This window comes from Paraburkholderia sp. WS6 (assembly GCF_030464835.1).
Classification (GTDB): domain Bacteria; phylum Pseudomonadota; class Gammaproteobacteria; order Burkholderiales; family Burkholderiaceae; genus Paraburkholderia; species Paraburkholderia madseniana.
Genome location: NZ_JALQCK010000005.1, coordinates 231,277 through 255,025 on the forward strand (window position 1 = coordinate 231,277; position 23,749 = coordinate 255,025).

Annotated in this window: 21 protein-coding genes; 10 read left to right on the forward strand and 11 right to left on the reverse strand. The window is 64.1% G+C overall.

Translation table 11 applies throughout. The features are described from left to right. Window positions 1-26 precede the first annotated feature (26 nt). Window positions 27-887, reverse strand: coding sequence for a (S)-2-haloacid dehalogenase (locus M0D64_RS08865; protein WP_266257349.1), 861 nt, complete (start codon window positions 885-887; stop codon window positions 27-29). Window positions 888-1,065: 178 nt separating this feature from the next. On the opposite strand from M0D64_RS08865, the gene M0D64_RS08870 reads away from it, so the two are divergent. Then, window positions 1,066-1,977 carry a LysR family transcriptional regulator gene (locus M0D64_RS08870; protein WP_093633358.1) on the forward strand — a complete coding sequence of 304 codons (912 nt, stop codon included), beginning with the start codon at window positions 1,066-1,068 and terminating at the stop codon, window positions 1,975-1,977. Between the two features lie 234 nt (window positions 1,978-2,211). Beyond that, the gene (locus M0D64_RS08875) at window positions 2,212-2,646 is read left to right on the forward strand and encodes a universal stress protein (RefSeq protein WP_097389632.1); all 435 of its coding nucleotides are present in this window, start codon (window positions 2,212-2,214) and stop codon (window positions 2,644-2,646) included. A 260-nt stretch (window positions 2,647-2,906) separates the two neighbouring features. Here the strand turns inward: M0D64_RS08875 and aceA are convergent, their stop codons facing one another. The 3 genes from aceA to M0D64_RS08890 form a co-directional block, all read right to left on the reverse strand. After that, on the reverse strand, window positions 2,907-4,211 hold the full coding sequence (gene aceA / locus M0D64_RS08880) for an isocitrate lyase (RefSeq protein ID WP_054041024.1): 1,305 nt from the start codon (window positions 4,209-4,211) through the stop codon (window positions 2,907-2,909). A 509-nt stretch (window positions 4,212-4,720) separates the two neighbouring features. Continuing rightward, window positions 4,721-6,334: a DEAD/DEAH box helicase gene (locus tag M0D64_RS08885; protein WP_171925505.1), complete on the reverse strand. Its 1,614-nt coding sequence runs from the start codon at window positions 6,332-6,334 to the stop codon at window positions 4,721-4,723. Between the two features lie 493 nt (window positions 6,335-6,827). Beyond that, on the reverse strand, window positions 6,828-7,097 hold the full coding sequence (locus M0D64_RS08890) for an acyl-CoA-binding protein (RefSeq protein WP_054041059.1): 270 nt from the start codon (window positions 7,095-7,097) through the stop codon (window positions 6,828-6,830). A gap of 162 nt (window positions 7,098-7,259) precedes the next feature. Between M0D64_RS08890 and tsaB the strand changes: the two genes are divergently transcribed. The 4 genes from tsaB to M0D64_RS08910 are packed head-to-tail and all read left to right on the forward strand — an operon-like array spanning window position 7,260 to window position 10,612. Next, window positions 7,260-8,072, forward strand: a complete 813-nt coding sequence (gene tsaB / locus M0D64_RS08895) for a tRNA (adenosine(37)-N6)-threonylcarbamoyltransferase complex dimerization subunit type 1 TsaB (RefSeq protein ID WP_266257350.1) — start codon at window positions 7,260-7,262, stop codon at window positions 8,070-8,072. After that, entirely contained in the window at window positions 8,069-8,563 is a 495-nt protein-coding gene (rimI, locus tag M0D64_RS08900; RefSeq protein ID WP_154567298.1) for a ribosomal protein S18-alanine N-acetyltransferase, read from the forward strand. Before tsaB ends, rimI begins: the two co-directional genes overlap by 4 nt. Then, the gene (locus tag M0D64_RS08905; protein ID WP_266257351.1) at window positions 8,550-9,584 is read left to right on the forward strand and encodes a uracil-DNA glycosylase; all 1,035 of its coding nucleotides are present in this window, start codon (window positions 8,550-8,552) and stop codon (window positions 9,582-9,584) included. Before rimI ends, M0D64_RS08905 begins: the two co-directional genes overlap by 14 nt. After that, a complete protein-coding gene (locus tag M0D64_RS08910) occupies window positions 9,581-10,612 on the forward strand; it encodes a DUF1853 family protein (protein ID WP_266257352.1) in 1,032 nt (343 codons plus the stop codon). Before M0D64_RS08905 ends, M0D64_RS08910 begins: the two co-directional genes overlap by 4 nt. A 30-nt stretch (window positions 10,613-10,642) precedes the next feature. Here M0D64_RS08910 and thiD read toward each other — a convergent pair whose 3' ends face one another. Continuing rightward, window positions 10,643-11,449 carry a bifunctional hydroxymethylpyrimidine kinase/phosphomethylpyrimidine kinase gene (gene thiD / locus M0D64_RS08915; RefSeq protein WP_266257353.1) on the reverse strand — a complete coding sequence of 269 codons (807 nt, stop codon included), beginning with the start codon at window positions 11,447-11,449 and terminating at the stop codon, window positions 10,643-10,645. Between the two features lie 58 nt (window positions 11,450-11,507). Further along, window positions 11,508-12,815: a lysophospholipid transporter LplT gene (gene lplT / locus M0D64_RS08920; protein WP_154567295.1), complete on the reverse strand. Its 1,308-nt coding sequence runs from the start codon at window positions 12,813-12,815 to the stop codon at window positions 11,508-11,510. A 218-nt stretch (window positions 12,816-13,033) separates the two neighbouring features. Here lplT and alr point away from each other — a divergent pair, with 218 nt between their 5' ends. From alr to M0D64_RS08935, 3 genes are all read left to right on the forward strand, one after another. Further along, window positions 13,034-14,104, forward strand: coding sequence for an alanine racemase (gene alr, locus M0D64_RS08925; RefSeq protein WP_154567294.1), 1,071 nt, complete (start codon window positions 13,034-13,036; stop codon window positions 14,102-14,104). Between the two features lie 180 nt (window positions 14,105-14,284). Then, window positions 14,285-15,661 (forward strand): DNA repair protein RadA, encoded by a 1,377-nt coding sequence (radA, locus tag M0D64_RS08930; RefSeq protein WP_266257354.1) that lies wholly within the window; start codon window positions 14,285-14,287, stop codon window positions 15,659-15,661. 143 nt (window positions 15,662-15,804) lie between these two features. After that, the gene (locus tag M0D64_RS08935) at window positions 15,805-16,083 is read left to right on the forward strand and encodes a DUF2866 domain-containing protein (RefSeq protein ID WP_266257355.1); all 279 of its coding nucleotides are present in this window, start codon (window positions 15,805-15,807) and stop codon (window positions 16,081-16,083) included. A gap of 23 nt (window positions 16,084-16,106) precedes the next feature. Here the strand turns inward: M0D64_RS08935 and M0D64_RS08940 are convergent, their stop codons facing one another. Further along, window positions 16,107-17,144, reverse strand: a complete 1,038-nt coding sequence (locus M0D64_RS08940) for a CaiB/BaiF CoA-transferase family protein (protein ID WP_266257381.1) — start codon at window positions 17,142-17,144, stop codon at window positions 16,107-16,109. 157 nt (window positions 17,145-17,301) lie between these two features. Continuing rightward, complete coding sequence (locus M0D64_RS08945) at window positions 17,302-19,236, reverse strand: ATP-binding cassette domain-containing protein (protein WP_266257356.1); 1,935 nt, start codon at window positions 19,234-19,236, stop codon at window positions 17,302-17,304. A gap of 135 nt (window positions 19,237-19,371) precedes the next feature. Here M0D64_RS08945 and M0D64_RS08950 point away from each other — a divergent pair, with 135 nt between their 5' ends. Next, a complete protein-coding gene (locus M0D64_RS08950) occupies window positions 19,372-19,851 on the forward strand; it encodes a glutathione peroxidase (RefSeq protein WP_054041016.1) in 480 nt (159 codons plus the stop codon). A gap of 23 nt (window positions 19,852-19,874) precedes the next feature. Here the strand turns inward: M0D64_RS08950 and cls are convergent, their stop codons facing one another. The 3 genes from cls to dapE all read right to left on the reverse strand — a co-directional run bounded on the left by cls (window position 19,875) and on the right by dapE (window position 23,700). Beyond that, window positions 19,875-21,314: a cardiolipin synthase gene (cls, locus tag M0D64_RS08955; protein ID WP_154567291.1), complete on the reverse strand. Its 1,440-nt coding sequence runs from the start codon at window positions 21,312-21,314 to the stop codon at window positions 19,875-19,877. Between the two features lie 345 nt (window positions 21,315-21,659). Beyond that, entirely contained in the window at window positions 21,660-22,544 is an 885-nt protein-coding gene (prmB, locus tag M0D64_RS08960; protein ID WP_266257357.1) for a 50S ribosomal protein L3 N(5)-glutamine methyltransferase, read from the reverse strand. Window positions 22,545-22,560: 16 nt separating this feature from the next. Next, window positions 22,561-23,700, reverse strand: a complete 1,140-nt coding sequence (gene dapE, locus M0D64_RS08965; protein WP_266236979.1) for a succinyl-diaminopimelate desuccinylase — start codon at window positions 23,698-23,700, stop codon at window positions 22,561-22,563. Window positions 23,701-23,749: the final 49 nt, after the last annotated feature.

A 23,749-nucleotide genomic window follows, 5' to 3' on the forward strand; every position in this document is an offset into this window, starting at 1 on the left:
GCGTCGCGCGATCCTGGTGGTAGCCGTCATGCGCCAGGGCTGTGGCGTGTGCGGCTGCCACCGGGATCGCCGGTGTTGCCCGTGCCGCTATTGCGGCCGGGCGACGCGAGGGACTTCAGAAACGCGAGCAGATCGTTCATGCCTCCGCCCACGCCATGCGGCATGACGCCCAGTTCTTCGGCTGGTGCGTTTTGCCGGTTAAGCCAGAAAGTTGTGAAGCCGAACCAGCCCGCGCCTGCCACGTCCCAGCCGTTCGACGACACGAAGACGATCTCGCGCGGCTCTGCGTTGAAGGCTTGTGTGCCGAGCGTGTAGGCTGCGGGCGAGGGTTTGTAGGCGCGTACGGTGTCGACGGACAGGACATGGTCGAACAGGCGCGTCATGCCGGCGCTCTTCACGGCGATGTCGAGCATTTGCGGATTGCCGTTCGAGAGGATCGCGAGACCGGGCCTTGTTGAACTTGCGCTTGCCCCGGCTTTGCCGCCCGCAGGCGCGGATGCGGACCCGGACGACGCCGAAGGCGCGTCGCGCAACTGGCGCAGCGCGGGCACGGCATCGGGAAAGGCGGACAGGCACGCATATTCGTCCATCAGACGCTTCTCTGCCGCGCGTCCCAGCGTCAGATGCAGTTTCTTGGCGGCGAAGCGCAAGGCGTCGAGCGTGATGTCCCAGAACGGCCGGTAATGTGCGCCGGGCGCACCCGCAGGATCGGCGAGCGTGCGCAACTGCGTATATTCGATCTGTTTCTGGCGCCACAACTGCGAGAGCGCGTCGCCGTGGCCCGGGAACATCTGCTCCGCGGCAGCGATCACCGAATGCACGTCGAAAAGCGTGCCGTACGCGTCGAAAATCACTGCTTTGGGGAAGGGTGTCGTTGTGGCCGACATTGCCGTGCACTCCTATCAGAGGTCAGGATGGATTGTATTAGTGATGCTCCACGCTAAAAAAGAGGCTAAACATCACTTGATCTTTTACTTTCATGCACCTAATCTGACGCGCACCGACCACTTTCCCGCACGACGCTCCCAAGGGGACTTCCTTCGAGGCGTCGCGGCTCCGCTCCCTATGGATCGTTTCAAGCAGATCGAGACTTTCGTTACCGTTGCGGCCAAGGGCAGCCTGTCCGCCGCGGCGCTTGCTGAGGGCGTCGCACCCGCGATCATCGGCCGCCGCATCGATGCGCTCGAAGAGCGTCTCGGCGTCAAGCTGCTGGTGCGCACCACGCGCAAGATCACGCTGACCTTCGAAGGCTCGGCTTTTCTCGAAGATTGCCAGCGCGTCATCCACGACATGCAGAACGCCGAGGCCAGTGTGTCGGCGGGCGGCGTAAAGGCGAGCGGCCATTTGCGGCTGTCGGCGCCGGCCGGGTTCGGGCGCCGGCATGTTGCGCCGCTGGTGCCGGCCTTCACCGTCGCGCATCCGGATGTATCCATTACGCTCGACCTGTCTGACCGGTTGGTCGATCTCGTCAACGAGGGCTTCGACTGCGCCGTGCGCCTCGGCGAATTGCCGGATTCGTCGCTGGTGTCGCTCAAGCTCGGTGAGAACCGCCGCGTGTGCGTGGCTTCGCCGTCGTATCTGAGCCGGCGCGGTTCGCCGCATACGCTGGCCGATCTCGCGCATCACAACTGCCTCGCGCTCGGCGCGAGCGCCAACCAGCAGCGCGGCTGGATGTTCCAGCAGGGCGACAAGGTCGTGTCGATCAAGGTGTCCGGCACGATGGAATGCTCGGACGGCGCCGTGCTGCACGAGTGGTGCCTCGAGGGTTACGGGCTCGCATGGCGTTCGTGGTGGGAGGTCGGCACGGATATCGCGGCCGGCCGGCTGGTGAGCGTGCTCGACGAGTTCGCCGCGCCGCCGATCGGCATCCATGCGGTTTTTCCGCAGCGCCGGCATTTGCCGCTGCGGGTCCGGCTGTTTCTGGATTTTCTCAAGCATACGTACGGCCATCCTGATTACTGGGGCGAGGGCGGCTGAGTTGCGGCTGCGGCCCGGTGACCGGCGACCGGCGCAACGATCCGTATGCCGTCCTGCACAACCGCCACACACGACTCCCACGCGGACCGGCGCAGCGGGTTTCCGATATGCGGACAGACCCGCACGACGGCCTTGACCGCGTTTCTGCGACCTACAATCGATTGAAGCGGCTTTCAAGCCGCGCCTCGTGGGACGCTGACGCCGCACTGCATGCAGCCGGCGACGGAGGGCATCATGTTCAGGCACATCCTGGTTCCGACCGATGGTTCAGACCTGTCACGCAAAGCGATAGACGGCGCCATCGATCTCGCGCAGGCCGTCGGCGCTCGCGTTACTGCCTACGCGTGTCTGCCGCAATATCCGTACTCGCCGTTCTCCGACGTGGTGATCGAGCCGCCGGTCGAGTTTCTGCAGCGCAGCGAGCGTGAAGCGCAGGTGCACCTGAGAGAAGTGGAGTTGGCCGCGCGCCGCGTCGGCGTCGCGTTCGACAGTCGTACCAGCGTGCATCCGGCGCCGTACCTCGGCATCATCGAAGCGGCCGAGCAGGGCGGCTGCGACGTGATTTTCATGGCGTCGCATGGGCGGCGCGGTCTCGGTAGTTTGCTGATCGGCAGCGAGACGCAGCGGGTCCTGACGCATACGAAGATCCCGGTCATCGTGTACCGCTGAGGTGCGCACTCGCGATTCCCGTCGCGGGAAAAAACGGCATAGCAAAAAAAACGCGCCGACGATGAGGCCGGCGCGTCCTATGCTCGCCGCACAATGCGTTGTGCTGGCTTTGTTTGCACTACCGCCATCTCTCCCAGATTCCAGCCATCAGGGCAGACCGGCGTGCTTCGGCCCTGATGGCTGCTCCTCCCTGACAGCGGCTCTCTAACGGAGCCGCTTTCTTTCTGCCTTGCCGTTCCCGCGATCAGACCACAGGGTACTTAAGCGACCTTCTTGTCGAAGAACTGTTCGTCTTCCGTCGAACCGTGCAGCGCGGTCGTCGATGCATCGCGCTCGACCGTTTGCGTCACGGCGTCGAAGTAGCCGGTGCCGACTTCGCGCTGGTGCTTGACCGCGGTGAAACCCTTTTCGGCCGCAGCGAATTCAGCCTGCTGCATTTCGACGAAGGCGGTCATCTGGTTGCGGGCATAGCCGTGCGCCAGGTTGAACATCGAGTAGTTCAGCGCGTGGAAGCCGGCCAGCGTGATGAACTGGAACTTGTAGCCCATTGCGCCGAGTTCGCGCTGGAACTTGGCGATGGTTGCGTCGTCCAGGTTCTTCTTCCAGTTGAACGACGGCGAGCAGTTGTACGACAGCAGTTGATCCGGGAATTCCTTGTGGATCGCGTCGGCGAATTTCTTCGCGAACTCGAGGTCCGGCTTGCCGGTTTCGCACCAGATCATGTCGGCGTACGGTGCGTAGGCGAGGCCACGCGAGATCGCCTGTTCCAGACCCGGCTTCGTACGATAGAAACCTTCCACCGTGCGTTCGCCCGTCAGGAACGGCTTGTCGTTGTCATCCACGTCGGACGTGATCAGGTCGGCGGCTTCCGCGTCGGTGCGAGCCAGCAGCACGGTCGACGTGCCCGAGACGTCGGCGGCCAGACGCGCGGCGGTCAGCTTGGCGATGTTTTCGCGGGTCGGCACGAGCACCTTGCCGCCCATGTGACCGCACTTCTTCACCGAAGCGAGCTGGTCCTCGAAGTGCACGCCTGCGGCGCCTGCTTCGATCATGGCCTTCATCAGTTCGAATGCGTTCAGCACGCCGCCGAAACCGGCTTCCGCGTCGGCCACGATTGGGGCGAAGTAGTCGATATAGCCTTCGTCGCCCGGATTCTTGCCTTCCGACCACTGGATCTGGTCAGCGCGCGTCAGCGTGTTGTTGATGCGCTTCACGACGAGCGGCACCGAGTTCGCCGGGTACAGCGACTGGTCCGGGTACATTTCGCCGGCCACGTTCGCATCGCCCGCCACTTGCCAGCCCGACAGGTAGATCGCCTTCAGGCCGGCCTTGACCTGTTGCATCGCCTGGTTGCCGGTCAGCGCGCCGAGCGAGTTCACGAACGGCTCGTTGTTGACGCTCTCCCACAGCTTTTCCGCGCCGCGCTTGGCAAGCGTGTGCTCCACTTGCAGCGAGCCGCGCAGACGGATCACGTCTTCGGCCGTGTACGTACGCTTCACGCCTTTCCAGCGCGGATCGGTTTCCCATTGCTGTTGGAGTTGCTTGGCTTGTTGTTCGCGCGACATGGTGTGCTCCTTGGTTGCCTGTAATGAATGGATAGGTGACTCTGTCGACCAGAGTTGGCGCTTTAGCGCTTACTCTGGTCCCATGCAAGAAACTTGCGGTCTTCGTCGAAGCGGCAGGCCGTTTGAGGCGTTTCGTTTCGTGAAGTCTTATATAAGAGTCTAGGCAAATCGATCGCCGCGCAATAGCCGCCAAGGAGCGTTTTTCGAATATTTATTTTTGTTAAAAATCAAATGCTTGCATCACGCGTTTCGCATTAAGAAACGTCTTTTTCCATCTTGCAATAGGCCCTGTTGTGCCTTGCAGCACGATTTTTTACGACGCAAAAAAATTTTCCACATCGTGAAATTTCGCCGGTGCCCAAAGTGTGGACGAAAAAAAACCGGTGCCTGAGCACCGGTTTCTTTCGACTGACGGATGGCGCGGGGCCGTCCGGGTCTTTTCAGGCTGCCTTACGCGCTAAACGAGCCACGTAAGTAGGCTTGCCTGATGACTGCCAAGCAGTCGCTGCTTAGCTGCCGCGACGCGCCGTACGCGGGCCGTCGCTGCGGCGTGCGCCGTAGCCACCGTCACGCGAACCGCCGCCGAAGCCGCCTTCACGCGAACCGCCGCCAGCCGACTTGCCAGCCCAGCCGCCGCCATTGCCGCTACCGCTGCGCGAACCGCCGCCGTTACCAGCCGGCTTGCCTGCGCCGCTGCCGCTACCGAAGCGACGGCCACCGCCGTTGCCACCGCCCGGACGGCCACGGCCGCCAAAGCCAGGACGGCCACCGCCCGACGGAGCCGATTTACGCGGCTCGAAGCCTTCGACGACGTTGACCGGCAGCGGGGTGCGCACGAAACGCTCGATGCGCTTCAGCGCGCCTTGTTCCGCATGGTGCACGAGGCTCACTGCGATACCCGAGCGGCCAGCACGGCCGGTACGGCCGATACGGTGCACGTAGTCTTCAGCGAACTTCGGCAGGTCGTAGTTGAACACGTGCGTGATGCCCGGGATGTCGATACCGCGAGCGGCGACGTCCGTTGCCACCAGCACGCGCACACGGCGCTCGCGCAGAGCCTTGATCGTGCGGTTACGTGCGCCTTGCGGCAGATCGCCGTGGAGCGCTGCCGATTCGAAACCGGCGTCTGCCAGACGGCCAGCCAGTTGGTCAGCGTCCATCTTGGTCGCCGTGAAGACGATAGCCTGGTCGAGGCCCTCGTCGCGCAGCAGATGGTCGAGCAGACGATCCTTGTGATCGCGGTCGTCAACGTAGTGGACGGTTTGCGCGATGTTGGTGCGTTGTTCGAGGCGTTGAACGATCTCGATGCGTTCCGGATCCTTCAGCAGGCGGCCGGTCAGCGAGCTGATCTTGCCGTCGAGCGTAGCCGAGAACAGCATGGTTTGACGCGAAGCCGGCGTAGCGGCGACGATCGTTTCGATGTCTTCGATGAAGCCCATGTCCAGCATGCGGTCGGCTTCGTCGAGCACGAGGATCTGCAGTTGCGACAGATCGATACGGCCGCGTTCCAGGTGGTCGATCAAACGGCCCGGCGTAGCAACCAGGATTTCCGGGTTCTTTGCCAGCAGCATCAATTGTTGACCGTAAGCGACGCCGCCCAGAATGCTGACGGTGCGCAGACGCTTGAGGTGCTTGCCGTACGTGGCAGCGGCGGTGGTGACCTGCATCGCGAGTTCGCGGGTCGGCGTCAGAACCAGCATGGTCGGACGGGCAACCGGTTGCGGACGGCGCGTGCGGGCACCGTCAGCCGGACGCGGTTCACGCGGCTGGCTGGCTTGTGCTTTTTGCAGTTGCGAAAAACGTTCGATGGCGGGCAGCATGAACGCGGCGGTCTTGCCCGAACCGGTCGGGCTCGAGACCATCAGATCGCGGCCGGCGATGCCAGCGGGGATCGCGCGTTGCTGAACCGGAGTCGGGTTTTGATAACCAGCGGCGGTCAGGGCGGAGACGACATCCGCGGAGAGACCGAGCGACGCGAACGACGGGCCGGTCGGCGCTGCGGCTTCTGCGGCGACAGCTTCCGGAGCGGCAACAACTGCGGCTTGTGCGGGAGCGTCGGCGAAACCGAGAGCTTGATCGGCGATGGCGTTCAACGGGCTGCTGGGGGTATTGCTCGAAGTCATGAGAATCCTTGGTACACAGGGAATTAAAACGTCGGCGCCAATCGGCATACCCAAGTCGTCGGATTCAGCGAGCAAAGAAGCAGCGAGCAAATCGAAAAACGGGGGCAGCTCGCGACAATGAAGGCGAGCTTTTCGTTAGAAGCTGTATCGGATGCGACATGCCAACACGGCGTGCCGCCAGCCTGGGACATGATCGCCCGTAGGGGGCTAGGCAGGAGGGGACAGGTTCTAAACTGGATTGGAGCTAAACGCTACGAGGCGCTGCGCCGCAAAGGCCGCTAGAGGAAAGCCGGGCAAAGCAGTGAAGCGCAGGCAGCATTGTATAGGGTTTTGTTGCACTGCGCCACTGTTAGGAAGTTTCCTGGCGGAAAACTTTCGTTTGGCTGCCCGAATAGGCTTAAGGAGTCGGCCCGCTGGGCCTACACCTAAGGACTTGGCCGCGGGGCTGCCGCGGCCTGCCGTTCCGACGGCGGATTTAGCCGCAGGGTCAGATTCAGGCGGCGGTGCCGCTCTTGAGGGCTTCGATCAGTTCGACGTATTGCTGCTTTGCGGCGTCCGGCGCGGTGCCTTTGAGCGCGGCCCACGCATCGTACTTGTATTTGCCGACGATATCGGTGAAACCGGGTTTGTCGCCGTGGACGTCGCCGTCGATGGCCTGTTTGTAGAGGGCATAAAGGCGCAGAAGGGTAAGGTTGCCCGGACGCTCGGGCAGTTGCTTGGCATCTTCCTGAGCCTGGACGAATTGCGCGTTGATGTCTGTCATGGTGGTTTTTGCCCGGCTGGCGGGGTTGGTTCTGGCTGGGCCGATGATCATAGCAACTGCATGCGGCGGCGGGGCCGAGGGCTTATTCCAAACATTCTTGCCCGCCCGGCAGGCACACCCAAAACCGCATCTGCACGCGCCGTGCCGATTACAATACGGTCCATGACTCAAACTGTGCTTCTTGCTCTCGATACCTCGACCGAATTCTGCTCGGTAGCGCTCCTGTCCGCCGTCGGCGGCGCGGCGAGCCAGACAGCGGACCAAGGCAACGCCGAACCACGGATCTGGATGCGCCACGAGCAAACCGGCGCAGTCTCCAGCACGCGCCTCTTGCCCGCCATTCGCGAACTTTTCGACGAAGCCGGCCTGAAACTGGCGGACTGCCACGCCATTGCTTTCGGCTCCGGCCCCGGCTCATTCACAGGTCTTCGCACCGCGACCGGCGTTGCTCAGGGCCTCGCATTCGGCCTGAACCTGCCGGTCGTGCCGGTCAGCACGCTGCTGGCCTGCGCGGAAAGCGCAAGGCTGCGCGATCCGTCGGCGACCCGCGTGCTCGCCGCGCTCGACGCCCGGATGGACGAAATCTATTGGGCCGACTACGCCTGGGACGCCGCCCTTGGCGAATGGCGCACGCTACAGGCGGCTTCGCTCGACGCGCCGGAACGGCTCGTGTTGCCCGACGTCCCCTTCACCCTGGCGGGCAATGCTGCTGCGGCCTTCGGCGCGCGGCTGCCCGCTGTCGCGGCTGCGCGAACCGTCGACGGCGAAGCACTGCCGCATGCTGTGCCGCTCGCGCACGCGGCGTTGCGCGCGTTTCGCGCCGGCCGCACCGTGCCCGCGGATCAGGCCGCGCCGGAATACATTCGCGACAAGGTTGCCCAGACTACGGCGGAACGCGTCGCTGAAAAAGCCGCCAAGGCCGAGCAAGCTGCGAGGGTGGCGCATGAAGCGGATCAAGGTGAGGGCCGGCAATGAGCGGGGTGTTGCTGGCGGACCGTTATATGTCGCCGATGACCGAAGCCGATCTGGACGAGGTCGCTGCCATCGAAAAGATTGCCTACGAATTCCCCTGGAGTCGCGGCAATTTCGGCGACTCGCTGCGCAACGGCTACTTCGGCATCTGCATGCGTCACGTAACCGGCTCGCTGATCGGCTATTGCGTGCTGATGCCGGTGGTCGATGAAATGCATCTGCTCAATTTGTGCGTGACGCCCGCCGCGCAAGGTGCCGGCGCCGGGCTCGCGCTGCTGCGTGAGGCGGTGCGCGTTACGCGCGCCGAAAAACTCGACGGGCTGTTGCTCGAAGTGCGGCCCTCGAATCACCGGGCGATCCGGCTTTACGAGCGCTTCGGCTTTGCGTCGATCGGCCGGCGCAAAAACTATTATCCGGCGCGGCATCGCAGCCGGGAGGACGCCATCGTGATGCGTTTCTCGTTTGCCACGGAGGGCGCAGATGGCGCTGCATGAATCGGTACTGGAAGAGTTCGGGCTCGCGCCGCTGTGGGTGCGTCGCGGGATGTCGGCGGCGCAGGAACCCGCAGTCGAAGCCGGTGCCGAGCAGGGCGGTGCTGGGTCGGCGGACCAGATAGCGCGTCGCGACGATTCGCGGATGGCGGGGGGTGAACCATCGTCGTCCACGCTCGCTCAGGATGGCTGGGACGCTGCGCAGCCCGCGATGCGAACCGGCGAAGCTCGACAAGGCGAGCGCCTTGCTCCCCCGGCGGAGGAGCCGCAGCGACGCATGCAGGCGCCGGCCGTAGCGCGGCAGCCATCGCAGCAGGCTCGTACACCCGAGCCGCCGGCGTTCGACGCTCCACCCGACGACGATTTCGCATGGTTCGACGATCAGCCGGCCCACGCTCCCGTTGAAGCGCGCCGCGAGGCGCCCGAGCCCTCATCGATCCAGACGCTCGACTGGGACGCGTTGAGCCAGCAGGTCGCCGCGTGTGAACGCTGCCGCCTGTGCGAGAAACGCACGAACACGGTATTCGGCGTCGGCGATCGCAACGCCGACTGGATGCTGATCGGCGAAGCGCCGGGTGAGAACGAGGATCGCCTGGGCGAGCCGTTCGTCGGCCAGGCGGGCAAGCTGCTCGACAATATGCTGCGTTCGCTGACGCTCGCGCGCGACAGCAACGTCTATATCGCCAACGTAATCAAGTGCCGCCCGCCGGGTAACCGCAATCCCGAGCCGGACGAAGTCGCGCGTTGCGAGCCTTACTTGCAACGCCAGGTCGCGCTGGTCAAGCCGAAAGTGATCGTCGCGCTCGGCCGTTTCGCCGCCCAAAGTCTGCTCAGGACCGAAGCGAGCATTTCGTCGCTGCGCGGCCGCGTGCACGAATACGAAGGCGTGCCGGTCATCGTCACCTATCACCCTGCGTACCTGCTGCGCAGCCTGCCCGACAAGGCGAAGGCTTGGGCGGACCTGTGCCTCGCGCGCGACACGTGGCTCGCGGCGGGCGGCGTGCCGTCCAACGCGGCAAAGTGACGGACGCGAACGGACCGGCGGCGCGCTTCGCCGCCGCACCCGCACCCGGCACATCCGCGGCGGTCCTCGGGAACCTGCTCGATACATTGCGCGAACCGGCCGTGCGCGATCTCGCGTGGCTGCTGCTGAGCGCCGATTTGTTGCGCGCGCAACCACCGGTAGGTGCGCTTGCCAGTCCTTTCGACACGCAACAGGAAGCTGACGCAACCGTCGACTGGTTACGCGCGCTGGACGCCGATCCGGCCGACCTGCACCGCGATCTCGCCGCGACGCGTATCACGCGTCTTGGCCGCTACGCCGAACGGCTGCTCGGATGGTTCCTGCAACATGGACCGGCGGCGCGGCTGGTCGCGGCCGGCGTGCCGTTGCGACGCTCGGGCGTCACGCTCGGTGAATGCGATTTTCTCGTGCAGAAGCAGCAGGGCACGCGTCTGCATTGGGAGCTGGCGGTGAAGTGCTATCTGCATGCGGGCGAAAGCCGTGCGCAGTTGACCACGCAGTCGGTGGCGCGCCTGGCCGACTACGTCGGCCCGAATCTCAAAGACCGCTTCGATCTGAAGCTCGCGCATGTGCTGAATCATCAACTGCCGTTGAGCGCACGGGAAGAGTTCGCATCGGTCGGTCATGCAGGGCCGTGGACGCCGCAGATGTTCATCAAAGGCTGGCTGTTCTATCGTGCTGGCGAGACGCCGGTCGATCCTGCGGAGCTCGATCCGTCGCATGGACGTGGCTGGTGGGTGACCCGCAGCGAATGGACAGACTTTGCCGAGGCGCATGCGCAAATGTGGCGTGTGTTGCCACGGTTGGAATGGCTCGCGCCGCGGCGGCATAAAGAGAGTGAAGCCCAGGCCGCAGGGTTTGCTTTCGTCGCTCAACAGATGCTTGCTGAACAGACATCACATCAGCATGGACCAACGATGGTCGCGGCGTTCGCCAGCGACGGCGTGGGCACGGTTGCAGAACTTTCGCGCGGCTTCATCGTGCCGGACGATTGGCCAGAACAGGCGCAGATCTACGCGCGGAAGTAGCATAGCCATGCGCGCCCCTGTCTCAACCCCTCACCACCACCGATAAAAATGATGAACCGGCCCGACGCCGCTACCGACGTCCAGCCGGTCGCTCGCCTGCAACGCGCCGGTCAGATAGAGCTTGGCGTCGGCGACCGCGCTCGCCAGATCGGCGCGCTGCGGAATCAGTGCAGCAATCGCCGACGACAACGTGCAGCCCGTCCCATGCGTATTCTTCACCGGCACGCGCGGGCCGCCCAGGCGCAGCGTGCCGCTGTCCTCTACGAGCCAGTCCGGACTGTCCGCCGCGCTCAAATGGCCGCCCTTCATCAGCACCGCCCGCGCGCCAAGCGCACGCAACGCTTCGCCTTGTTCGACCATGCCGGCTTCGTCGGTGGCAGCTTGCACGCCTAGCAGGGCCGCGGCTTCCGGCAGATTCGGCGTCAGCAGATCGGCGAGCGGCAGCAACTCGTCGCGCACCGCAGCGACCGCATCCGGCAGCAGCAGCGCGTGATTGCTCTTCGAAATCATCACGGTGTCGAGCACGACGTGCTTCGGCTTGTGCCGCCGCAACGCATCGGCGACCGCACGCGCGATGCCTGCATTCGCCAGCATGCCGATCTTCACGGCATCGATACGGATGTCGTCGAACACCGCATCGAGTTGCGCGGTAATGAAGGCGGGCTCCGGCGCATGAATCGCCGTGACGCCACGCGTGTTCTGCGCGGTGAGCGCGGTGATCACGCTTGCGCCGTAAGCGCCGAGCGCCGAGAAAGCCTTCAGATCGGCTTGAATGCCGGCGCCGCCGCCGGAATCGGAACCGGCGATCGTCAGCACATTGGGAATGGGTTGAGTCATGGCAAAGCGAGGAAAGGGGGAAGGCGCGGGCACTACTAAGAACAGTGCCCGCCGCGGGTCAGTGCTTGACTTCGCCGATCAGCGCAACCGAGTCGAACGCGCGCTGATTCGCCTGGTGGCGGCGCATCACGAACCACATCATCACGCAGACGAAGGTGCCGAATAGCACGATCACCGCCGTGACCGGCACGTCGAGCCACACCAGCACGGCGTACAGGCACAGCATCACGAGCACCGAGAGATTTTCGTTGAAGTTCTGCACGGCGATCGAGTGCCCCGCCGACAGCAGCACGTGGCCACGATGCTGGAGCAACGCATTCATCGGTACGACGAAAAAGCCCGACAGGCCGCCGACGACCATCAGGAAGATATACGCGACTATCAGATAGCCCGGCACATGCACGCGGCCGAAATACAGGCCCCAATGCGTGGGGAAGAGATCGCGTGTATAGAAGGCCATCAGCATGACAGCGATGCCCATCATGATGCCGACCGGAAGCACCGACAGCGACTTCCTCAACGGCACGCGCGAGGCTGCGTAAATCGCACCGACCGCCACACCCACTGCAACCACCGCCTGCAGAATCGCGGCTTCCGAAAGCGACATGTTCAGCGACACCTCGGCCCACTTCAGCACGATGAATTGCAGCGTCGCGCCGGCGCCCCAAAAAAGCGTGGTGACGGCGAGCGAGATCTGGCCGAGCTTGTCGCGCCACAGCACGAGAAAGCAGTCGGCGAAATCGGTGACCAGCTTGATCGGCCCGCGTTCCTGTTTCGGATAGCGCGCGCCGGTGTCGGGAATGCGCAGATTGAAGAGCGCCGCGATCACGTAGATGGCCATGATCACCAGCATCGCCGCTTCAGCGGGCGTGTTGACCGTGGGGATGTGGTGCCTGAGGATCGGTGCGGCAATGTGCGGGCTGATGAGCGCGCCGCCAAGCACGGTGCCGAGAATGATCGAACCGACCGTGGTGCCTTCGATCCAGCCGTTCGCGGCGACCAGCCGCTCAGGCGGCAGCAGTTCGGTGAGAATCCCGTACTTGGCCGGCGAGTAGGCCGCCGCGCCAAAGCCGACGATGCCATAGGCGAGCAACGGATGCGCGCCCACCAGCATCGTGATGCAACCGACTACTTTGATGGTATTGGTGACGAACATCACCTGTCCCTTTGGACGGGAGTCGGCGAAGGCACCCACGAAGGCGGCCAGAACGACGTACGACAGCACAAAGAACAACTTGAGCAGCGGCGTCATCCAGTTCGGGGCGTGAAGATCTTTCAGCAGTGCGATAGCAGCGATCAGAAGCGCATTGTCGGCCAGCGACGAAAAAAACTGCGCGGCCATGATGGTGTAAAAACCTTTTTTCATCTGATGCGATGCTGTCCTCGCTGCGGTCTGTCCGCCCCGGCCGTGTGCAAAGCGTCCGGGCTTATACCGTTCGAAATGGGTTGTGCGCACGGCTTTATATCATGAAAATAGCTGGATTCGGACTAGCAGAATCCTTGATCGCACCGCCCAGCGGGCTGCCGAGCACTGAAAACGCCCTGTAAGCTCCTGATTCGCAAGCGTCTTTACGAAAATTACCCATGCCGCGCCCCCTCTCAGCCACGATTCACACTGCCGCACTCGCCAATAACCTCGCCGTCGCCCGGCGCTACGCACCAAAATCCAAGATCTGGGCCGTGGTTAAGGCAAACGCCTATGGGCACGGCCTCGCGCGTGCTTTTCCCGGCTTGCGCGCAACCGACGGCTTTGGTCTTCTCGACCTCGAAGAAGCGGTGAAGTTGCGTGAATTGGGCTGGGCCGGCCCGATTCTGCTGCTCGAAGGCTTTTTTCGTCCGACCGATATCGACGTGATCGACCGCTACAGCCTGACCACGGCGCTGCACTCGGACGAACAGCTACGCATGCTCGAAATGGCGCGCCTGTCCAAGCCCGTCAATATCCAGCTCAAGATGAACACCGGCATGAACCGCCTCGGTTACACGGTGGAAAAATTCCGCTCCGCGTGGGAGCGCGCGCGGGCCTGCCAGGGCGTCGGCCAGATCACGTTGATGACCCATTTCTCGGACGCGGACGGCGAACGCGGCGTCGCCCATCAGCTCGAAGCGTTCGAGCGCGGCGCGCAAGGCATTGCCGGCGCGCGCAGCCTGTCGAATTCGGCGGCCACGTTGTGGCATCCCGAAGCCCACTTCGACTGGGTCCGCCCGGGCATCATCATGTACGGCGCGTCGCCCTCGGGCGTGACGGCCGCGATCGCCGGCACTGGCCTGCAACCGGCCATGACGCTCGCCTCCGAACTGATCGCCGTGCAGACGCTCGCCGAAGGTCATACGGTCGGTTATGGTTCGGCGTTCAAGGCGCGCGGCGCGATGCGCATCGGTGTGGTGGCCTGCGGTTACGCGGACGGTTATCCGCGGGTCGCGCCGGAAGGCACGCCGGTGATCGTCGACGGCGTGCGTACGCGGATCGTCGGACGGGTGTCGATGGACATGTTGACTGTCGACCTGACGCCAATCCCGACCGCCAACGTCGGCTCGCGCGTCGAGCTGTGGGGCACGTCACTACCGATCGACGACGTTGCCCAGGCGTGCGGGACGATCGGCTACGAGCTGATGTGCGCGGTGGCGCCGCGCGTGCCGGTGCGCGCGGAGTAAGGCGGCACTGACGTGCGGGCCGCCGTGCTGGCATGCTGGCCAGCCGTGCTGGCGGTCTCAATGACGCTGCAAAGACAATCCCAAAGACGGTCGCAGTGAGGTCCCCGGCGAGCTGGAGCTGCTCAGCGAGGACCCCAGCGAGCGCATCAATCCAAAGAACAGCAACACAGGCAAGGGCGCGTGGCTAAACAGAAGACGTTGTACATCTGCAGTGAATGTGGCGGGCAGTCGCCGAAGTGGGCCGGGCAGTGCCCGTCATGCAACGCGTGGAACACGCTGGTGGAATCGGTCGCGGAGGCGCCGTCCACGCATCGCTTCCAGTCGCTCGCGAAGAGCGCGCCGGTGCGGCGTCTCGCCGATATCGACGCGTCCGACGTGCCGCGCTTTTCGACCGGCGTCAGCGAGTTCGACCGTGTGCTGGGCGGCGGTCTCGTGCCGGGCGGCGTGGTGCTGATCGGCGGCGATCCGGGTATCGGCAAATCGACGCTGCTGCTGCAGTCGCTCGCGGAAATTGCAGCGGACAAACGCGCGCTTTATATCAGCGGCGAAGAATCGGCCGCGCAGATTGCGTTGCGTGCGCAACGACTTTCGTTGCTGGAGCCCGGCTCGAAGGCGAGCGAGCTGCAACTGCTGGCGGAAATCCAGCTCGAGAAAATTCAGGCAACCATCGCCGAGCAGCGGCCGGACGTCGCGGTGATCGACTCGATTCAAACCGTTTATTCCGACGCGCTGACCTCAGCGCCGGGTTCGGTCGCGCAGGTGCGCGAGTGCGCGGCGCAATTGACGCGCATCGCCAAACAGTCGGGCACCACGATCATCATGGTCGGCCACGTGACCAAGGAAGGTGCGCTCGCCGGGCCGCGCGTGCTCGAGCACATCGTCGATACGGTGCTGTACTTCGAGGGCGACACGCATTCGTCGTTCCGGTTGGTGCGGGCGATCAAGAACCGCTTCGGCGCGGTCAACGAACTGGGCGTGTTCGCGATGACCGAGCGCGGTCTGCGCGGCGTGGCCAATCCGTCGGCGTTGTTTCTGTCGCAGCACGAGCAATCCGTGCCGGGGTCGTGCGTGCTGGTGACGCAGGAAGGCACGCGGCCACTGCTGGTCGAAGTGCAGGCGCTGGTGGATGCGGCCAACGCGCCGAATCCGCGGCGCCTGGCGGTGGGGCTGGAACAGAACCGCCTCGCGATGTTGCTGGCGGTGCTGCACCGGCACGCCGGCATCGCCTGTTTCGACCAGGACGTGTTCCTGAACGCGGTGGGCGGCGTCAAGATCACCGAGCCCGCCGCCGACCTCGCCGTGCTGCTCGCGATTCATTCTTCGATGCGCAACAAGCCGCTGCCCAAGGGGCTGGTCGTATTCGGCGAAGTGGGCCTCGCCGGCGAAATCCGGCCGTCGCCGCGCGGTCAGGATCGTCTTAAGGAAGCGGCCAAACTGGGCTTTTCGGTCGCGGTCATTCCGAAGGCCAATGCACCGAAACAGCCGATTGAAGGCTTACAAGTTGTTGCGGCGGAACGGATCGAACAGGCCATCGATCGGGTCCGCACGCTTGACTAGACGGGGTTCCGGCGCCTGCGGGCGCCTGTCCGTCCGTAATGGCCAGTAAATATCTCCATATTGGCTGTAACCTACCCGACATTCCTTTTTCCTAAGCTGGCAGGGTATTGCATCCCTTCTGATGCCCGAAAAAGGATCGCGCCTTGAAACAGTCATACGAAACCACGGCCGAGCGGCCCATGCAGGTGCGCGGCTGCCGCGTCTCCGAGCCGATTCGCCAGCCTTGGGGTGGTGCCTGCCGGATTGTCGAGTGGATCGACACGACCGGGCAGATTTCGCGCCGGGTGGTGGCCGAAGATGTTACCGCCGCCGAAGTGCGCGCAACGATCAACCGTCACGTGGAAGGCCGCAAGCATGTCCTGTACGACGACGAAAAAACGCCGCGCCAGGTTTTGCCGCGTCAAACGGCGGTGCGGCGCTGAGGTTTTGCACGGCGGGGTAGCGCTTAACCGTTCTGGCCTTCGGTCATCGCCGCGTACGCCTCGCGGTTGAACAGCGGATGCTGCGCGGCTTCCGCCGGCGTCAGCACCGGCGAGACGCAGCAGTCCAGCGATTCCAGCAGCAACACCCATTCCTCCAGCGGCCGCTTGACGATCAGCTCGGCCAACTCCTGCGTCAGCGCGGCGGCGTCCGGGCCGCCGATTGCCTGGCCGAGGCTCCAGTGCCGCGTCGCCCATTCGGGCCGGTCCAGCGCCATGCACAGCGTTTCCCAGAATTTCAGCTCGAGCGCGCCGACCGCGAGCCAGCGATTGTCGAGCGTCCGATACAGGTTGTAGCAGGGCACGCCGCCGTTCAGCAGACTGGCGCCGGCCGCAGGCGCGGCGCCCTCATTGGCGAGCGCCACTTGCGCGACGACGTTGTGCGCATAGGTGGCGTGCGTCATCGATACGTCGACGAAGCGGCCTTCGCCGCCACGCGACACATGCCATAGCGCGGCGAGAATCTGCGTCACCGCGCTCAACGCGCCGCCAAGCAGGTCGGCAATCTGGAAATTCGGCAGGATCGGTGTGCCGTCGCGGCTCGCCAACTGATCGAGCACGCCCGCGTAGCCGATGTAGTTCAGATCGTGACCGGCATGGTCGACAAACGGACCGCTGGCGCCGTAACCGCTGATCGCGCAGTACACCAGCCTCGGATTGAGCGCGCGCAGGGTTTCGTAGCCGACGCCGAGGCGCTCCATCACGCCGGGCCGGAAACTTTCGATCAGCACATCCGCTTCGGCCGCCAGCGCGCGCAAGACATTGCGTCCCGCATCCGATTTGAGGTCGAGGCGCGTCTCGCGCTTGCCGCGATTCACCAGCCGGTAAAACGCGCCGGGGCGGCCTGCCACGCGGTCGCCGGACGACTGCATCATCGTGCGGGTGGGGTCGCCTGCGCCGGGCGCTTCGATCTTCAGCACGTCGGCGCCGAGTTCCGCTAGCCGCAACGCGGCGACCGGACCCGGCAGCAGGCGCGTCAGGTCCAGCACGCGCAGCCCTTGCAGCGGAGCAGGTGCTGCCGCGGATGACGGCGCAACCGATGGCGCGGCTGAAGCAGCAGATGACGACTCAGTTGAAGACGCAGATGTGGACGCAGACGAGCTCACGGGTGACAAGGGCTACCTCCGATCGATGCCGGCGCGGACCGCGAACAGCCTGCCGCTAGCCGATTTGTTCGAGTTCCTCATGAGTCTCGAGCCATTCGGCTTCGAGCGTTTCGAGGCGCGCGTTCACATCTGCCTGACGGCGGATCGCCTCCGTCAGTTTGCTCTTCTGCTCGGGCTCGTAACTGGCCGGATCGACGACGAACGCATCTAGCGTCGCCTTTTCCGCGTTGAGCGCGTCCATTTCCTTTTCGATCTTCGTGATGCGGCTTTGCAGCGGCTTTTTCAGGTGCGCGAGCTTCTGACGCGTTTCCGCTTCCAGACGGCGTTGCTCCTTGCGATTGACGCCGCCGTCTGTGCTATCCGCACCGTTCGATGCCGTGCCCGCCTTGAGCGCCGCGCGCTGGTCGGCGGCATGTTGCAGCAGCCAGTCGCGGTAGTCGTCGAGATCGCCGTCGAACTCTTGCAGACGATGCTTGGCGACCAGCATGAACACGTCGGTGGTGGCGCGCAGCAGATGCCGGTCGTGCGACACCAGAATCAGCGTGCCCTCGAATTGCGCGAGCGCCATGGTCAGCGCGTGACGCGTTTCGAGATCCAGGTGGTTGGTCGGCTCGTCGAGCAACAACAGATTCGGCTTTTGCCAGATGATCAGCGCGAGCGCCAAACGGGCTTTTTCGCCGCCCGAGAAGGGCGCGATTTTCGCGGTCGCCATCTCGCCGGAAAAGTTGAAACTGCCGAGGAAGTCGCGCAATTCCTGTTCGCGCGTATCCGGTGCGAGACGCGCCAGATGCTGTAGCGGCGTGTCGTCCGGACGCAGCGTTTCGAGCTGATGCTGCGCGAAGTAGCCGATGCGCAGGCCTTTGCCTTCGCGCACATGGCCGCCGAGCGCTTCGAGCGTGCCGGCGAGCGTCTTGATCAGCGTGGATTTGCCCTGACCGTTCGCGCCGAGCAGGCCGATGCGCTGACCGTTCTGGATCGACAGCATCACATGGTCGACGATGGGAATTTCGCCATCTTCACCGCGATAGCCGCAGCGCACGTCTTCCATCACCATCATCGGATTCGGTGCGGAATCGGGCGTGCGGAATTCGAACGTGAATGGCGAGGACGCATGCGCCGGCGCGATCATCTCCATCTTTTCGAGCGCCTTCACGCGGCTTTGCGCCTGCCGTGCCTTGGTGGCCTGCGCCTTGAAACGATTGATGTAGCTCTGCAGATGTTCGACCGTGCGCTGTTGTTTCTCATACGCGCTTTGCTGCAAGGCGATCTGTTGCGCGCGCAGGATTTCGAACTGCGAGTAGTTGCCGCCATAACGCTTGATCTGCTGATGCTCCAGATGCAGCGTGACGTTGCAGACAGAATCGAGAAATTCGCGGTCGTGCGAGATCACGATCAGCGTGCCCGGATAACGGTGCAGCCAGTCTTCGAGCCAGACGATCGCGTCGAGATCCAGGTGATTGGTTGGTTCGTCGAGCAGCAGCAGGTCGGAGCGGCACATCAGCGCCTGCGCCAGATTCAGCCGCATGCGCCAGCCGCCCGAAAAGCTGCTGACCGGTTCGCGCGTTTGTTCGAGCGTGAAGCCGAGGCCGAGCAGCAAGGCCTCGGCGCGGGCGGGCGCGGTGTAGCCGTCGGCGTCCGCGAACGCGGCGTGCGCTTCGCCTTCCGCGGCGCCGTCATGCGCGGCGGAGGCTTCGGCGATGCACGCTTCAATCGCACGCAGGGCAGCGTCGCCGTCGAGCGTGTAGGCGAGGGCGGTCTTGTCCGCGGCGGGCGTTTCCTGCGCCACGTGGGCGATCTGCCAGTTCGGCGGGATAGAGAAATCGCCGCCGTCGGCGTGCAGTTCGCCGAGCAGAACGGCAAACAGCGTCGACTTGCCCGCGCCGTTCGCCCCCACCAGGCCGGCTTTCTCGCCGGGGTTGAGGGTGAACGTGGTGTTTTCGAAGAGCGGCTTGGTGCCGCGCGCGAGGCTGAACTGGTTAAAGCGGATCACGAAGAGGCCGACTGAAGAAAAACGCTATTTTAGACTGCCGGGGCTGACACCGGGCGGAGACCCAGGATCGGCCATTCGGCCGACTGTACCGGCGCGGCTTTTGGCATAGACTGACGGCTTTCAGGGGGAGAGCATATGACATCGATTTATTCGTTTTCCGCACGTACGCTTGGCGGCGAGGAAGTGAGCCTCGAGCGCTATCAGGGCAAGGTCTTGCTGATCGTCAATACGGCGAGCGAATGCGGCTTCACGCCGCAGTACGCGGGTCTGCAGAAGGTTTATGACACTTACGCAGCGCGCGGCCTCGCGGTGCTCGGTTTTCCGTGCAATCAGTTCGGCAAGCAGGAACCGGGTGATGCTACGCAGATCGGCAGTTTCTGCGAAAAGAATTACGGCGTGACCTTTCCGATGTTCGACAAGATCGATGTGAACGGCGCCAATGCGCATCCGCTGTTCCGCTATCTGACGGGCGAGGCGCCGGGCTTGCTGGGGCTCGAAGCGATCAAATGGAACTTCACCAAGTTCCTGATCGGCCGCGACGGCAACGTGGTGAAGCGCTATGCGCCGCTGACCAAGCCCGAGGCGATTGTCGAGGATATCGAAAAGCAGTTGTAACGCGCGGCGCGGTAGCAGGGGCGCTACAGGATCGGCGAGAACAACCGCGCCACGTGCATCAACACGCGCCGCAGCGCGCTCGCGTTGCGGTACTCGGTGCGGTCGATTTCGAGCGATTCCGCGAAGTCTTTGAGCAGCATTGCTTCGACATCTCTCGCGAAGCCGCGGTCCACGGTCAGCACCATGATCTCGAAGTTCAACCGGAACGAGCGGTTGTCGAGATTGGCGCTGCCGATGGCCGCCGCCGCGCTGTCGATCAGCACGACCTTCTGATGCAGGAAGCCCGGCTGGTAGCGGAAGATCCGGATGCCCGCGCGCAGCGAGTCGTACGCATACAGTTTCGAGGCGGCGAACACCACGCGGTGATCGCGCCGGCACGGAATCAGAATACGCACATCCACGCCGCGTAGCACGGCCAGTCGCAACGCGGCGAATACGGCTTCGTCGGGGATGAGATAAGGCGTGGTGATCCAGATCCGCTCGCGTGCCGCATTGATCGCCTCGACGAAGAAGAGCGAGCAGGTCTCCTGTTTGTCGGCGGGACCGCTCGGTACGACGAGGCAGTGCATACCCTCGTCGGCTGGCTGGAAAGCCGGCATGGCGAACTCGGGTAACTGCTGGGTCGCCCAGTGCCAGTCCTCGGTGAATACGAACTGGATGCTGGCGACAGCCGGGCCGCGCACTTCGATATGCGTATCGCGCCATGGCGACAGGGGTGGCTTGCTGCCGAGATATTCGACACCGACGTTGTGTCCGCCGACAAACGCGCGCTCACCGTCCACCGAGACGATCTTGCGGTGATTGCGGAAGTTCAACTGCAAGCGGTTCACAAAGCGGCGATTGGTGGCGAACGGGTGCGTCTCCACGCCGGCCGCGCGCAGCGCCGCCACGTAGCGGTGGGGCAGATCGAAACTGCCGATGCTGTCGTACAGGAAATAGACGCGCACGCCTTGCTGCGCTTTCGCGATCAATGCGTCTTTAAGCAGTTCGCCGAGCGCGTCGTCACGCACGATAAAGAACTGCACGATAACGTAATTGCGTGCACCTTCGATCGCCTCAAAGATCGCCTCGAAAGTGGCGGCACCGTTTACCAGCGTGCGCACGGAATTGCCGGGCAGGAACGGCATGCCACCCAGGCGCGTGAGCGAATGCACGAGTCTCGTGCCAAGTTCCTTGGTAGGCAGCCCTGCGGAGGAGGCTTGCGTATCCCATATCTGAGGATGCGCGCGCGTGCGCAGCAATTCGTTTTCGATGCGGCGAGCGTCCGCGTAACCCTGGAATTTGCTGCGGCCGAGGAACAGGTACGGCACCACCGTCAGATACGGCATGGCGACCAGCGACACGGCCCATGCGATCGCGCCTTGCGATGTGCGGGTGTTCAGAATCGCGTGGCAGGCAGCAATCACGCCGAGAACATGGGCGAGGGCGACCAGCGGGCCGACGTGAAGCAGGTCGAATTCCATAGGCGGGCGAAGGGTTGGCAAGGCGCCGCCGCTGCTGCCTGACGGCGCAGCGTGTGGCTGACCGCGCCCATCTTACCGAACGTGCGTGCGTTGGGGGGGCGTGACGGTCCAGCTTCCTCAGGGATTCCGCGAATGCGGGGTGTGCGGGCGGGGGAGAGACGGGTGGCGCTGGCGTGTGCGGGCGGTGAGAGACGGGCGGTGCTGGCGTGTGCGCTATGAGCTGCGACACGCGCGGCAGGCAATGAACGTCTGCCGCGCGTGTCACGCAATAAAGCGGTCCGGTGGTCCTGCAATCGACAACCGGTGGTCCAGCAACCGGCGATCCGGCGATCCGGCGATAAAACGTTATACCGGCAGATCCGCGGCCTGAATCAGGAACACGTTGTCGTCGCCGGCGCTCGTCGACAGCCAGACCAGATCGAGGCCGCCGAAGGCCGCTTCGACGTTCGCGCGCTCGTTGCCGATCTCGACCACCAGCACGCCGTCTTCGGTCAACCAGTTGCGCGCTTCGGCGATGATCCGGCGCACGATGTCCATGCCGTCCGTGCCGCCAGCTAAAGCCATGTCCGGCTCGTGCTTGTACTCGGCGGGCAGTTCCTGCATGGAAGCGGCGTTTACATACGGCGGATTGCTGATGATCACGTCATAGCGGCGCTCGGCGAGCGGCGCGTACAGGTCGCCTTCGAAGAGAGCGACGCGGTCGTCGAGCCGGTAGTCCGCGACGTTGCGCGTGGCGACTTCGAGAGCAGGGGCAGAGAGATCGACTGCGTCGATGTCCGCGTTCGGGAAGGCGTGCGCCGCGAGGATCGCAAGGCAGCCGGAGCCCGTGCACAGTTCCAGCACGGCGCTCACCTGTTCGGGATCTTCGACGTAAGGCTGCAGACCGTCCTGCAGCAACTCGCCGATGAACGAGCGCGGCACGATCACGCGTTCGTCCACGTGGAAGCGAAAGCCATGCATCCACGCTTCCTGCGTGATGTATGCCGCCGGCACGCGCTGGCCGGCGCGGCGCTCGATCACGTTCAGCACGGCGTCGACCTCGGCCGGGGAGAGACGCGCGTCGAGGAACGGCTCCAGCAGATCGAGCGGCAGATGCAGCGTGTGCAATATCAGATAAGCGGCTTCGTCGTAGGCGTTGGCCGAGCCGTGGCCGAACGATAGTTCGGCCTGGTTGAAGCGCGACACCGCGAAACGCAGCAGGTCGCGGACAGTGGAAAACGGGAGCGTCATCGCAGAAATTCCTTGGTCAGGCGATCAGTTGTTCGAGCACGCGGCGATACACGTTCTTCAGCGGCTCGATGTGTGCGACTTCGATATGTTCGTCGATCTTGTGGATGCTGGCGTTCAGCGGGCCGAATTCGATCACCTGCTCGCAGATGCGGGCGATGAAGCGGCCATCCGAGGTGCCGCCGGTGGTCGACAGTTCGGTCGTCACGCCGGTTTCGTCCTTGATGGCTTTAGCCAGCGCGTTCGACAGATCGCCGCGCGGCGTGAGGAACGGCAGGCCGCTCACGGTCCATTGCAGGTCGTATTCGAGATTGTGTTTGTCGAGGATCGCATGGACGCGAGCCTGCAAGCCTTCCACCGTGCTCGCCGTCGAGAAGCGGAAGTTGAACATCACGTCCGCGTGGCCCGGAATCACGTTGGTCGCGCCGGTGCCGCTATGGATGTTCGACACCTGCCAGGTGGTGGGCGGGAAGTACTCGTTGCCGTCGTCCCAGCGTTCGGCGACCAGCTCGGCCAGCGCGGGCGCCAGCAGATGCACCGGATTTTTCGCCAGATGCGGATAGGCGATATGGCCTTGCACGCCCTTGACGATCAGCTTGCCCGACATGGAACCGCGCCGGCCATTCTTCACCATGTCGCCGAACTGCGCGCTCGACGTCGGTTCGCCGACGATGCAGTAGTCCATGCGCTCGCCGCGTGCCTGCAGCGCTTCGACGACCTTGACGGTGCCGTCGGTGGCGGGGCCTTCTTCGTCGCTCGTAATCAGGAATGCGATCGAGCCGCGATGCGCCGGGTGCGCCGCGACGAACTCCTCGCTTGCCACCACGAAGCCGGCGATCGACGACTTCATGTCCGCCGCGCCGCGGCCGTAGAGCTTGCCGTCACGATGGGTCGGCTCGAACGGCGCCGAGTGCCATTGTTCGAGCGGGCCGGTCGGCACGACGTCCGTGTGGCCGGCGAACGCGAGCAGCTTGCCGCGCGTGCCTTCGACGCCGCGTTTGACGGCCCACAGGTTGGTCACGCCGTTCGATTCGATCGTCTCGTGCTCGAAGCCGAGCGCGGACAGGCGCTCGATCAGGAGGCGCTGGCAATGCTGGTCGTCGGGCGTGACGGACGCGCGCGCGATCAGTTGTTCGGTAAGGGCGAGGGTGCCGGACATGGATTCAGTACAAGCCACTTTGAAATGAAAAAATGCCGGCTGGCGGTTG

Coding starts and splice junctions, on each gene's coding strand:
- M0D64_RS08865 (WP_266257349.1), bottom strand. CDS start 887: ATGTCGGCCACAACGACACCCTTCCCCAAAGCAGTGATTTTCGACGCG.
- M0D64_RS08870 (WP_093633358.1), top strand. CDS start 1,066: ATGGATCGTTTCAAGCAGATCGAGACTTTCGTTACCGTTGCGGCCAAG.
- M0D64_RS08875 (WP_097389632.1), top strand. CDS start 2,212: ATGTTCAGGCACATCCTGGTTCCGACCGATGGTTCAGACCTGTCACGC.
- aceA (WP_054041024.1), bottom strand. CDS start 4,211: ATGTCGCGCGAACAACAAGCCAAGCAACTCCAACAGCAATGGGAAACC.
- M0D64_RS08885 (WP_171925505.1), bottom strand. CDS start 6,334: ATGACTTCGAGCAATACCCCCAGCAGCCCGTTGAACGCCATCGCCGAT.
- M0D64_RS08890 (WP_054041059.1), bottom strand. CDS start 7,097: ATGACAGACATCAACGCGCAATTCGTCCAGGCTCAGGAAGATGCCAAG.
- tsaB (WP_266257350.1), top strand. CDS start 7,260: ATGACTCAAACTGTGCTTCTTGCTCTCGATACCTCGACCGAATTCTGC.
- rimI (WP_154567298.1), top strand. CDS start 8,069: ATGAGCGGGGTGTTGCTGGCGGACCGTTATATGTCGCCGATGACCGAA.
- M0D64_RS08905 (WP_266257351.1), top strand. CDS start 8,550: ATGGCGCTGCATGAATCGGTACTGGAAGAGTTCGGGCTCGCGCCGCTG.
- thiD (WP_266257353.1), bottom strand. CDS start 11,449: ATGACTCAACCCATTCCCAATGTGCTGACGATCGCCGGTTCCGATTCC.
- lplT (WP_154567295.1), bottom strand. CDS start 12,815: ATGAAAAAAGGTTTTTACACCATCATGGCCGCGCAGTTTTTTTCGTCG.
- alr (WP_154567294.1), top strand. CDS start 13,034: ATGCCGCGCCCCCTCTCAGCCACGATTCACACTGCCGCACTCGCCAAT.
- M0D64_RS08950 (WP_054041016.1), top strand. CDS start 19,372: ATGACATCGATTTATTCGTTTTCCGCACGTACGCTTGGCGGCGAGGAA.
- cls (WP_154567291.1), bottom strand. CDS start 21,314: ATGGAATTCGACCTGCTTCACGTCGGCCCGCTGGTCGCCCTCGCCCAT.
- prmB (WP_266257357.1), bottom strand. CDS start 22,544: ATGACGCTCCCGTTTTCCACTGTCCGCGACCTGCTGCGTTTCGCGGTG.
- dapE (WP_266236979.1), bottom strand. CDS start 23,700: ATGTCCGGCACCCTCGCCCTTACCGAACAACTGATCGCGCGCGCGTCC.